This window comes from Vibrio sp. Vb1980 (assembly GCF_033338615.1).
Taxonomy (GTDB): domain Bacteria; phylum Pseudomonadota; class Gammaproteobacteria; order Enterobacterales; family Vibrionaceae; genus Vibrio; species Vibrio alginolyticus.
Genome location: NZ_JAWOSZ010000007.1, coordinates 111,640 through 123,926 on the forward strand (window position 1 = coordinate 111,640; position 12,287 = coordinate 123,926).

At 42.1% G+C, this 12,287-nt stretch carries 12 protein-coding genes; 2 read left to right on the forward strand and 10 right to left on the reverse strand.

The annotated features are described in order from the left end of the window. Nucleotides 1–281: 281 nt before the first annotated feature. The 9 genes from R7F64_RS13085 to R7F64_RS13125 form a co-directional block, all read right to left on the reverse strand. A complete protein-coding gene (locus R7F64_RS13085) occupies nt 282–443 on the reverse strand; it encodes a YoaH family protein (protein WP_005376257.1) in 162 nt (53 codons plus the stop codon). 41 nt (nt 444–484) lie between these two features. Beyond that, entirely contained in the window at nt 485–1,606 is a 1,122-nt protein-coding gene (locus R7F64_RS13090) for a conjugal transfer protein TraF (protein ID WP_053349901.1), read from the reverse strand. A 60-nt stretch (nt 1,607–1,666) separates the two neighbouring features. Beyond that, complete coding sequence (locus R7F64_RS13095) at nt 1,667–2,548, reverse strand: DUF2861 family protein (RefSeq protein WP_017820158.1); 882 nt, start codon at nt 2,546–2,548, stop codon at nt 1,667–1,669. 6 nt (nt 2,549–2,554) lie between these two features. Next, nucleotides 2,555–3,217 (reverse strand): response regulator transcription factor VxrB, encoded by a 663-nt coding sequence (gene vxrB, locus R7F64_RS13100; protein WP_005376251.1) that lies wholly within the window; start codon nt 3,215–3,217, stop codon nt 2,555–2,557. After that, on the reverse strand, nt 3,192–4,646 hold the full coding sequence (vxrA, locus tag R7F64_RS13105; RefSeq protein WP_262606059.1) for a sensor histidine kinase VxrA: 1,455 nt from the start codon (nt 4,644–4,646) through the stop codon (nt 3,192–3,194). Before vxrA ends, vxrB begins: the two co-directional genes overlap by 26 nt. A 155-nt stretch (nt 4,647–4,801) precedes the next feature. Next, a complete protein-coding gene (pntB, locus tag R7F64_RS13110; protein WP_005376248.1) occupies nt 4,802–6,178 on the reverse strand; it encodes a Re/Si-specific NAD(P)(+) transhydrogenase subunit beta in 1,377 nt (458 codons plus the stop codon). Between the two features lie 8 nt (nt 6,179–6,186). Then, nucleotides 6,187–7,743, reverse strand: coding sequence for a Re/Si-specific NAD(P)(+) transhydrogenase subunit alpha (locus tag R7F64_RS13115; protein WP_054579595.1), 1,557 nt, complete (start codon nt 7,741–7,743; stop codon nt 6,187–6,189). 434 nt (nt 7,744–8,177) lie between these two features. Continuing rightward, entirely contained in the window at nt 8,178–8,459 is a 282-nt protein-coding gene (locus R7F64_RS13120) for an HlyU family transcriptional regulator (RefSeq protein ID WP_005376244.1), read from the reverse strand. A gap of 41 nt (nt 8,460–8,500) precedes the next feature. Next, nucleotides 8,501–8,869: a late competence development ComFB family protein gene (locus R7F64_RS13125; RefSeq protein ID WP_053303639.1), complete on the reverse strand. Its 369-nt coding sequence runs from the start codon at nt 8,867–8,869 to the stop codon at nt 8,501–8,503. Between the two features lie 253 nt (nt 8,870–9,122). Here R7F64_RS13125 and R7F64_RS13130 point away from each other — a divergent pair, with 253 nt between their 5' ends. Next, nucleotides 9,123–10,361, forward strand: a complete 1,239-nt coding sequence (locus R7F64_RS13130; protein ID WP_318071766.1) for a GGDEF domain-containing protein — start codon at nt 9,123–9,125, stop codon at nt 10,359–10,361. Between the two features lie 251 nt (nt 10,362–10,612). Here the strand turns inward: R7F64_RS13130 and R7F64_RS13135 are convergent, their stop codons facing one another. After that, complete coding sequence (locus tag R7F64_RS13135) at nt 10,613–11,572, reverse strand: diguanylate cyclase (protein ID WP_064369249.1); 960 nt, start codon at nt 11,570–11,572, stop codon at nt 10,613–10,615. A 273-nt stretch (nt 11,573–11,845) separates the two neighbouring features. On the opposite strand from R7F64_RS13135, the gene R7F64_RS13140 reads away from it, so the two are divergent. After that, on the forward strand, nt 11,846–12,283 hold the full coding sequence (locus tag R7F64_RS13140) for a DUF3069 domain-containing protein (RefSeq protein WP_005376232.1): 438 nt from the start codon (nt 11,846–11,848) through the stop codon (nt 12,281–12,283). Nucleotides 12,284–12,287 lie beyond the last annotated feature (4 nt).

Genomic DNA, 12,287 nt, shown 5'->3' on the forward strand with positions numbered 1-12,287 from the left:
GGCAGATTAAATGCCCGAGGTAAAGAATTGATATTATTGAGTTTAATTTATGAGTTCTTTAAAAAACGCCTAATTACCTGTGCTACGAAAACTAAGGTTAACAAGATTGGGTAAAATTTTACTAACTCGCTATTTAGTCTTAAAGGCAATTGAACAAGATTAAAATCATATAGGTTTAGTAAATTGTAGTTACAGCGTAACTAGGGTGGTGTTTGGGAATGTAAAGGAATTGAAAATAGAAAGGCAAAAAAAACAGGGCGTATGCCCTGTCCATGAATTGATTAGTTTTGTTGCTGTTGTTTTTCTGCGTACTCAGAACGAATCCGTTCGGCAACAATTTTGATAGCTTCTGCAGTACTTGTGCCCTTCGCCATCAATTCTTGAATTCTCTCTACAGCTTGTTGTTGCTCTTGGTGAGATAGAGGGGGTAAATCGTCAAACATAAAAAGCTCCTCATTTTGAGGAGCTGACTATAACGATTCAATTAATAGGTAGCAAGGAAATTAATGGATGCACCCATAGCGTTCTCGTTTGTGTACTGAGCTGCGATATCCAATTCGAACAACTTAAGTGGAGACAACCCGATACCAGCAGTAATGGTTCCTTCGTCCTTACTTCGAGCTAAGTTCTTCATATACCCTGCTCGTAATGCCATTTGACGCAAAATATCAAATTCAATACCAGCTCGAATCATTTGCGTATTATCATCAAAGGATGAAAAACGTTTTTCTTCGTTAAGATCGTAGTCAACACTCATCGTAAAGTAATCGGCAACAATCCCTGCCCCAACGGTGTATACAGGACGCATGCTATATTCGTATGATTTTATCGTATCGCTGCCATATTGGAATGATTTTGTTTTAACGTCTCTTCCGATCAAATTTTTCGCTGAAATACCGAGACGATATGGGCCAAAGAACCAAAGTGCGCCTGCGTCTAAGTTAAACATCGTTTCCGCGGTCTCATTTTCACGTAAGTCTTTAGTATCAAAATTCTGAAAACTCGTGGCGTATGAGTATGTGTATATACGCTGAAGTTTAGGAGTAACACCAAAAGAAAGGTGTTGGTTCATGAAATTAGTGTATTTAGCAAGTGAAATACCAGCTTCAGCCACGCCAATAGAAACACCTTGTACATAGCTATCATCTAATGGATTAGTACCTGAGGTATCAACATTTGGTTGTACGAATGATTCAGTGTATAGCTTACCGTATGCAGTTGCAGATAAGAATTTGTTGGGGATACCAATGGCAACGACACCACCAAGATCAAAGTCTGTCTTTTTCCCATCGATAGCATCCATCGATTTTTTGATTTCATCGACGTCTGTCAATTTGCTGATGCGTTCGATTTCATCAACTAGATCATATTGATCATCGTAGCTGCCACCAAAACTTGGCACGATCATTCCTGCATCGTCATTTCGGCGATAAATCGCAGTAAGAGCGGGGTTGAAAAAAGGCGCAGTTAGATAAGTTGCTGATACGGTACCAACGCCCCCCATTGCATCACTACGAGCCTCTATCGCATAAGTAGCAGCAGAAGCAGCATTAGCGAAAAGAATAGTAGCAACAGAAGTGGCAAGAATTTTATATTTGTTTTTCATACTACACTTATGATTTTAGTTCGTCCTGAACCTTTATCGGCACAAGTAGTATTTCTTTAACTATTCTTCCTGGGAAAGATCATAGGTTCGGCTAATAGTTTGAGCCTGCTCAACAATTATATCGCCCTGCCAACGGCGACTATTGATACTTACCGCCAATACGTATCTATCGTTTGGGACACCCGCTAGCTCCAATGAATTTGGATAGTTAGACTCGTAAGTCTTTTTCCACATTTGCTCGTACTGGCCATCAATGTAGTCATACAAACCGACTTCAAGTTGCGGTAATGGACAATGGGGATTACGAAGTGCGCTCTTTTCTACTTTCCAATTCTCTTTAGATGTCCAACGAACATATTGAGAAGAGTTTGAATCTCCAAGTATTACCCAAGTTCGATACTCTTGTTTATCAGTAGAAACAACGGTTAAGTGATATAAACCAGCTTCAAGTTTACCTGTTAAGTTATAGCGTTTCGAGTAGCTACGCTCGTTGGCAAGTTCTGTCCCGCTCGGCTGTTGTTCATAGCTGAATGAACTGTCCGCGGATATAGAATCATCCACCCATCGATTAAATGAAATATTTTCGATGTCAGTTGTAGCTCTTAGCTTGATTACCAATCTAAATGTATCTCGCCCAGGGCTTTGAATAGTCTGACGAATAACGTTCACACCACTTATCCAATCAGGCAGCGTTACACCAGTGAGAGCCTTGCCACAGTTTTTAGATAGTGACTGACCAAGAAGATCATTAAGGTGAGGAGTCAAATCTTTACTTGGTTCCGTTTGCCAGAGTTCAACAAGAGAGTTGAACATACCCGCAAGATCATCTTCAAGTAAGTGTTGATGTGCCTGTGTTAAAGGCGTGTTAGTTTGAAACCAGTCCATTGCATGGACTGGTTTCACTAACGCTAATGAGAGAACTACAGGGAGTAGTATTTTCATTACGACTTATGCTTTCATCTTGTAGCCAACACCACGAAGTGTTTCAATTTCCAGTCCTGGCAGTTTTTGACGAAGCTGTAGTACATGTGTATCAACCGTACGTGTTGTCGGGAAGTGATTGTAACCCCAAACGTGGTCAAGTAGCTCATCACGAGTAAACACGCGACCTAAGTTTGACGCCAAAAAAAGCAGCAAATCAAACTCTGTTCGAGTAAGCGTAATTAGCTCGTCTTTATAAGTCACTTCACGAGTCGAGCGGTCAATCTCTAAGTCTTTTGTAATCACTTTATCAGCGTTGCTTTGTTCTGCTGAATCCGGTGCTCGTAGCTGTGCACGGATTCTCGCAAAAAGCTCCGCCTCAGCAAAAGGCTTTGTTAAGTAGTCGTTCGCGCCGGAATCAAGGCCTGCAACTTTATCTTTTACGGTAACAAGTGCCGTTAACAAGATAACTGGTACGTCTTTAATCTGTTTCCATTCTGGGAGACATTGTACAGAGTCACCATCAGGGAGTTGGCGATCGAGAATTACCAAGTCAGCTTTTTTCCATTGTGGCTCTACGTCTGCAATACGCTCCACATGTAAACACTCATATCCTGCTTGTTCCAGGCTTACTAACAGGCCGTCAGCCAAGTTTTTATCGTCCTCAACGAGAAGCAGAGTCTGTTTCACAAGGTATCTCCAATATAAAAGTTGTAGGTGGTCCCATTAAGGACATTTTTCCGCCCATGCGGCCTACCATAGATTCAACGATTGTTAATCCAAGTCCTAACCCGCTCTTACTTACGAACGGTTTCTTCAAATTTGCCCAATCTTTAGCCGTTAGGCCTCCTGCATCTCGGACTTGGAATACTATTTTTTCTTCACTAGTTGAGACATCCAATTCAACCGGTGCGACACCGTACTTAAGCGCATTACGAAGCAAGTTATCGATACAAGTTCCTAACCAGTACACATTAACTTTAGCAGCCACATCTTCATTGATGTTAAAAAGCACGGCACTATCAAATTCTTCTTCGATCTTAAATTCTAACCAATCTGCAACGGATGGTACCCAGTCTGTTGCAAGCATTTGGTTATCAGATTGCAAATAATCTTTACTCGCTTCTGCCAATTGACGCAGGCGGCGCGTATCTTCACACAATCTGCGGAATTCGTCATACACACTTTCAGGCAAATGCTCGAACTCTCGACGAAAGCCCTCAACCGTTAGTGACAGAGATGCAATCGGTGTTCTGAGCTCATGCGTTAAAATTTGCAACACGAGCATTCTACTACGTAGTTCTTCTCGCTTGCTATTCCAACGGTACACCGCCCAACCAATCACCAAAAGAATATTGGCGATTACCAGTATGATCATACTGATCCGCAAAACTTGCGAGTGATCTTCTACATCCCAACAAATATTACCTCGTTTAACAAAGCAACTTTTGCTTTGAGACGCTAGAGCGTATGACAGACCCGCATTCGCTACGTTCTCTTGCCAGATATCTTTCTCGAAAACAAAGTAACGGTCACCACGTCTTAACCAAAGTTCGTTACCTTCAATAAACATGCTCGCGCCTGCAATCAAAGCATTAATGGCGTCGTCATCCATGTTTTTCAAGCTTTCTAGCAACTCATCCCCTTCCTCGTTATCACGCTCTTTTATATGCATGTACTGAGATAGTTTGGGTTTGAGTTCTGGATACTTATCCACATAACGTGCCGCATACGTCCCACCACCAGGGTGAATGAGACCACTACGCGAGAACCAACGAGGTGTCAGCTGCGTCCCTTTACAAATCGCCCTTGTAAATACTAAAGGCTCAGTAATTAAAGGACTTAATGGTAATTTGCCACGACAAGTATTCGCCAAGCTGTAAAGCTGTTGGATATCTTTTAACGGATAGTCAGACGTTTGCGGCAGAAGCGAATCTGGCGCAAGTAACTTGGTAGGATAATTTGATTGCAGAATACGAATATCGTACGACTTAAGAGCTACTTCATAGTTAAATAGCTCTGTAAACGTATCTATTCTTTCTGGTAGTGAATCGGAAAATGCAGGTGCCGAAAAAAGCGGCAATACAGTTGCAAAACCGAGCAAAAACTTTTTAATCAAACTGTTACCGTCACTTGTTACATTAGCCAAAACTATACATCAATCTACAAGCAATTGACATCTGCTAACAGAAGGATTTGCATTACTATAACATTGAAACGGAACAAAAAAGGGCCAGCGATTGCTGACCCTGTATAGTTTTAAATCAAGAATGGTTAAAGTGCTTTAAAAATAGACTCAACACTTTCTTTCGCATCACCAAATAGCATTGATGTATTTTCTTTGAAGAACAGTGGGTTCTGTACTCCTGCGTAACCCGTATTCATTGAGCGCTTGAATACCACTACGTTTTTCGCGTTCCATACCTCCAATACGGGCATACCAGCGATTGGGCTGTTCGGATCTTCCAGTGCGGCTGGGTTGACCGTATCGTTAGCACCGATAACCAATACGGTATCGGTTTCTGCAAAGTCATCATTGATTTCATCCATTTCAAGAACGATATCATACGGTACTTTTGCTTCAGCGAGTAACACATTCATATGCCCCGGTAGACGACCCGCTACTGGGTGAATCCCAAAGCGAACTTCAATACCTTGTGAACGAAGTACATCAGTAATTTCATGAACAGGGTATTGTGCCTGAGCTACTGCCATGCCATATCCTGGAGTGATGATTACTGATTTTGAGTTCTTCAACATCTCTGCAACTTCTTCAGCCGTTGTTTCACGATATTCGCCCTGCTCTTCGTCACCTGAAATCACTATCTCTTGACCAAAACCACCGGCAATAACACTGATAAACGAACGGTTCATTGCTTTACACATGATGTAAGAAAGAATCGCACCTGATGAACCTACCAAAGCACCTGTTACAATCAATAGATCATTTGCTAGCATGAAACCTGCTGCCGCTGCTGCCCAACCTGAGTATGAGTTCAACATAGAGACAACAACTGGCATATCAGCACCACCGATTGAAGCGACTAAATGGTAGCCGAATGCGAACGCGATCAAAGTCATCACAATAAGAGCGAACATGCTGCCATCTGCTTTTACGAAGTAGATCATAAGAAGCGTAGAAATAACAACCGCTGCGAGGTTCATTTTGTGCTTATGAGGCAGGTTAAGTGGCGACGAAGAAATCACACCACGCAGCTTACCAAATGCGACAATTGAACCGGTGAAAGTTACGGCACCGATGAACACACCCAAGAATACTTCTACAAGGTGGATAACATGCTCAGCATGTGTTGCTGCTTCTGGCGCATCTAGGTAACTGTTGTAGCCAACTAAAACCGCAGCTAAACCTACAAAGCTGTGTAGAATCGCAACCAGTTCTGGCATCTCGGTCATTTCTACTTTCTTCGCATAGAAAATACCGATCGCACCACCTATCGCCATCGCGATAATGATCCAACCAAAACCTTGCGCATCTGGGCTAAAGATCGTCGCTATTAGCGCGATCGTCATACCAGCGATACCGTAGTAGTTACCATTACGAGCAGACTCTTGCTTTGAAAGCCCCGCCAAACTCATGATGAAAAATAATGCAGCAACAATGTAAGCTGCTTGTACTAATCCTGCAGACATTGTGACTCCTATTTATCTTTGCGGAACATTTCAAGCATACGCTTGGTGACGGTGAAACCACCGAAGATATTGATACTCGCGATCAATACGGCAATAAAAGATAGGAATGAAACGACGCCATTACCTTGTCCAATTTGCAGTAATGCACCAACGACAATAATGCCAGAGATAGCATTCGTTACTGACATTAGTGGAGTATGAAGTGCATGGGTAACATTCCATACTACGTAGTATCCGACAACACACGCTAGAACAAATACAGTAAAGTGAGAAAGAAACGCTGCCGGAGCAACCGATGCTACCCATGCAAAGGCTCCAACAGCCGCTGCCACACCAATAATTTTCTTCGTTGGAGACGTAGGTTCTTCTACTTTAGGCTCTGGCTTTACAGGCTGTTCTTGTTTCACTTGCGGCTGAGCTGAAACCTGAATTGGTGGCGCTGGCCAAGTAACTTCACCTGCTTTCACCACGGTAACGCCACGGATAACAACATCTTCAAAATCAATATTGATGTTGCCATCTTTCTCTTTACAAAGCAGTTTTAGAAGGTTGACAAGGTTTGTCGCGTAAAGCTGAGAAGATTGTGTTGGCAAACGACCAACCATGTCAGTGTAACCAACAATTTTTACGCCGTTATCCGTCATGATAACTTGGTCTTTCACTGTATATTCACAGTTACCGCCATTAGCAGCTGCCAAGTCGACAATTACACTGCCCGCTTTCATGCTGTCGACCATTTCTTTGGTGATCAACTTCGGCGCAGGTTTACCAGGGATGAGCGCGGTCGTAATAATGATGTCAACATCTTTAGCTTGCTCTGCGTATAACTCTGCCGCTTTTTTGTTGAAGTCATCAGACATTTCTTTTGCGTAGCCATCCCCAGAGCCTGACTCTTCTTGAAAGTCAACGGTTAGGAACTCAGCGCCCATCGATTCAACTTGCTCTTTTACTTCTGGGCGGACGTCAAACGCACGGACAATGGCACCTAAGCTACCTGCAGCACCGATAGCCGCCAAGCCAGCGACGCCAGCACCCGCAACCAATACTTTCGCTGGAGGTACTTTACCGGCAGCCGTAATTTGACCTGTAAAGAAACGACCAAACTCATGAGCTGCCTCAACCACTGCACGATAACCAGCGATATTAGCCATCGAAGATAGCGCGTCTAAGGCTTGTGCACGTGAGATACGAGGAACGGAATCCATGGCAAGAACGTTAATGTTCTTACTGGAAAGTTGTTCCATCAACTCAGCATTTTGAGCCGGCCAAATAAAGCTAACCAGTGTTGCTCCATCTTGCAGTAACGCAATTTCGTCAATGCCTTGCTCATCATCCACAATTGGCGCATTAACTTTTAAAATAAGGCCAGATGCCCAAACTTCTTCACTAGAAACGATTTTCGCACCAGCTGCTTCATAAGCGGCATCATCGAAACTCGCTAGCACCCCCGCTTGGGATTCAATCGCGACATCGAATCCCAATTTTATTAACTGCTCAACCGACTTCGGCGATGCAGCCACTCGCGATTCACCCGCGAGTATCTCTTTAGGTACACCGATTTGCAAAACGCATACTCCTTGTATACATATCAATAAATTAGTCCCAAAACAGAGCGTCGCTCTACTCTAATTCTTTTTTATTTCTATCTGTTTACCACGCAAGACAATTGCAAACGAAAGATGATGTTTGGGGACACCCATTTGCACAATAACACCTTGACTAACAGCCCTGTTATTATTCTGTTTGTATCGAACGCGTCTCATTACTTCAAGTGTTTTGTAATTTAAATACTAAATTTCATTACATATAACGCTAAGTAATGAATGATTGTCGCTCTGTGCACGAAAAATAACAACGCAACACCGTACTAGACTGAGGTCTAACCAGGTAACGATTAAATACTGACTTAACAGAGATTTAAGCGTTAAAAAGAAAGAGCCACTAGCATATACACTAACGGCTCTTTTTAAGATGACTGGAATCAAATTGCAGTAAATTGCTAGTCGAAGATTTTATCGCCCATTTGATCAATAAACATTTGAGATTTCTTCAACATAAGGTCATTGGCATCTTGCTCTGAGCCAAGCAAATCGGAGCGAATAAACCGATGTGTTTTCACTTCATCATTGTCATGCTTTTCTATTCGACCAGCGATGCGATATTGTCCGCCCTCTGAAAGGCTCTCTGGGTAAATAAGGAAACCTTTATATTCAACTGGTTCGATATTTTTGGCTTCAACCGTTTTCTCACTACCACCAAACAAACGCGAAAAAAATCCCACGATTCCTCCTTGGGTCAGCTCACTAGTCAACTGAGCGACTCTTACTTAATATTAACGTTAAGGATCGGTTTTTCATACCAATCCAACTCTTTGTCATCATCATAACTAGTATGGGAAAAAATTACAGGCACATCATACTCTCGGTTCTTACGCCTGTCTTCTTTCACCATTTCTGCGGCGTTTTTCACCGCTATATCCGCGCTTTGCTTAAACTGGCCTAATTTTTGTTCAGGAAGTGAAGACAAAAAATCAATATCATGACGGATATAGACAGGCTTGAGCTGGATAAGCGCAAGGCAAGCAATATCGGCTAACTGTTCGTTGTCATACTGTTCTAAAAATTCGGGCAAACTGAGAACCTGGCCTACTAAGGTTTCCATGTAATTGTGCACATCTGAGCTTATCTGCATCTGTAAATCTCCTTTTTCCTATGAAATGAGTATAGCAACGACTTGTTTATAACAACTTATTGATTGCTCTTAATTTAATCAATCTCTCTCTTTTTGCCGTAATGTCTTCCAAAATACTTGGGAAAAGGAACAAATAGACGTATTCTTGCTAGTTCTCAAAGTTCGAAATTCAATAACGGATAAATATCCATATTGATAAAACGATTTACCTAACCAATTATATAGTCAACTATTTTCAGGCAGTTTGTAATAGATGTCCTCATCGTCAATGACTTCATCAGGCTTCAGATTCTTATTCCCTTTTTTGCTACTGGGCATAGTGAGTTCGGGCATGGACAGCATTATTCAGATGACCCAGGCAAACTGGGGCATTGCCGCAAACTTGCCATACATACTATTAGGTTGTGCGCTACTCCTTTGTTATTCATTTAAGCAAGGCAGAGAGTCCATGGTGTGCTTGGCAATGTTGCTAGCCTATTTCGTGATACAGCACCGCCTACAAGTCCCGCTTCAAAGTGGTACCGCTTTACTTGAGCTAACCATTTTAGCCACGTTACTTCCTGTCTCGTTTCTTACGGTATTTTTGTTTAGTAAAGAAGGTTTTGACTCTAGAGCCATGTTGACTTACATCTTGATGTTAGCAATGTTCGTTCTTTGGTCTTATCTAACGCTAGCATATTACGTTGAAGGAGGGTTTGAACAATGGACAAGCGGTATTTTATTTATTGTACCTACGGTCTCTAAACTGCCTTTAATTCTTGTTTTATATTGCGTGGGTATTGTCTGTTTTCTTGGAATCCTTGTTTTAAAGAAGAATGAAATTATCCATGCGATGACCTACTCTGCCATGGTATTGGCGTCTGCGACGTTCATTTTCTTTGATGTGCAGTACATATCAAGCACCATGTTTACGCTAACAGGGCTGCTTATCATTATTTATGCCGCTTCCGCTAGCCATCAACTGGCTTTCACCGATAGCCTAACGCTGATTCCGAGCAGACGTGCACTTGATCTCGATCTAAAACACATGGGTAAGAAGTTCACGATCGCAATGCTTGATGTTGACCATTTTAAAAAGTTTAACGACACCTACGGTCACGATACTGGTGATGACGTTCTAAAAATGGTCGCTTCGCGCCTCACTAAAACCCCAGGCGGCGCAAAAGTTTATCGATTTGGCGGAGAAGAATTTACCATCGTTTTTAAAGGCAAATACGCTGACGAATGTAAGAACTTTTTGGAAGAAGCTCGCAAATCGATTGCAGAATACGAGATGATATTACGCGATGAAGAATCTCGCCCTGAGAACCATAAACAAGGACAAAAACGTCGTGGTAGCAACAGTTTGAAAAAAAAGTCGGTTTTTGTTACCGCAAGTTTCGGAGTTGCTGATAGCCGGAATGGGCAAGCTCCTCTGGACGTCATTAAATCAGCGGACGAAGCACTTTACAAAGCGAAAAAGGCCGGACGTAACTGCATAAAGCTTCGTTAGACCCTCACCAATCGTGAAAGTTAACAAGCTTGTCTGGGTTTACAACAAAACCGAACTTCCCCATCAGCATAATAACTGCACTCATCGTTGCCACTATCCCGATGTTATCTATCTAATCAAAGGTATAAGGTATACGCCCGATTGCGACATTCCGTTCGCACTGTTTGCCTATCTTACTTTGAGTGAGCTTTAAAATAACCACCAAAAAGTGACAACGCAACAAAAAGAGCGGCATTCATAAGGTTTTGTTTTTAAAAAGAATTAACTATAGTATGTGTGTTTCTTCCCAAAGACTTCGAGGTATATAGCGCTTTATCAACGGTTGCATACAAGTCTGATTGCACTTCTTTCCCTGTCGGTTGAAAAACAAAAACACCCTGTGACACCGTCACTCTATTTGACACACTAGAATACTCATGTGGGTAATCGAGAAAATACATAGCCTCTTGTATACGCTCGGCTTCTCTTTCTGCTGTTTGAGTGTCGGTACACCCTAGCAACACGACAAACTCTTCTCCACCATATCGACCTACATATTCCCCAGAGCGACAAAACGTCGCCTTTAGTTGATTCGCAATCGCTTGCAAGCAACGATCGCCTTCAATATGACCGTAATTATCATTAAACGGTTTAAAAAAATCGACGTCCAATAGAATCAAAGCCATTGGCATGTTGTGACGGCCATGCCATGCAACCATCGATTCCAACTTATGGTCGATATAACGGCGGTTATAGAGTTTGGTTAGGCCATCTTCATTCGCTTGTTGAGTCAAAAGTTGATTAACTTGCTCTAATTGAGCTGTCGCTTGTTTAAGCTCTCGTCTCATATGAGCAATACGCTGCATTGCGATAAGTTTAGAGTTCAGTACCAGTTTATCTACCGGCTTAATTAAATAATCATCACCGCCCGCATCTATGGCTTTAGCAATCATTTCTGGCTCTTCGTGACTACTCAAGAAAATAATTGGGATCCAATCCGGAAACGTTTCTCTTATATGAAGAGAGACTTCAAAACCGTTCATATCTGGCATTGATATATCGAGCAACACCAGTTCCGGATCAAAACTCTCGTAGGTATTTAACGCCTCTAGTCCACTACCTACGGCTTTTACAATATGTCCAAGTTGCTTTAGACGAATAGCCAACTGCATCCTGTCTAGCTGAACATCGTCAACCAGAAGGATTCGCATCGATGTCCCTGTCGGTTGCATAACGCGTTCCATTTTTAATTATGTCTTTATTAAACATATACCATACTCATAGAGTTGTTGCATTCGACTCATAATTAAGTGCTATATTTTTGTTTGAATATCACGGAATCCATTGCATAAAGCAGTTAGACTGGACGTTACCCTATCTAATCATGGCCTGTGAGCAGAAGTTCAACAAACTCATTCACTTTGGTCATCTTGTGGATTAATGGGTATAGCTATTTGATGCATTTGGTATTAATATTCCCGCCTTTTTGTAATGAGAGACACACCATGTCAGAAGCAACTAACAGCGAAAGCAAAAAAATCGATCTAGCCAGCATTTCTCCAGAGCTACGTAAAGTTATCGAATTTGACGAAGTTCCAGAGCAAATGTTCGAAATGGTTACCTCTATCCATGAAGTGTCTGAAGAAGCGGTACGTGAATCATGGGACGAAATGCCAGCAAGTGCACAGAACATTCTAGACAACTTTGAACAGTTTCATGCTCTAGTTTCTGTAGGCCAAGCATTCGCTGGTATTAATGTGATGGAAGAGTTTCCGACTCTTAATCTGCCAGAAAACATGACAGATGAAGATAAAGAAGAATACCGTGCTCAACTACTTGATAATGTGCTTCACAACTGTGTGAAAGACATGGTTAAGCAACTTAAGAAAGCACGTCGTGACCCACTTCTTAAGCGTGAATTCAAAGAAGTATTCGCGAAGTAATTCC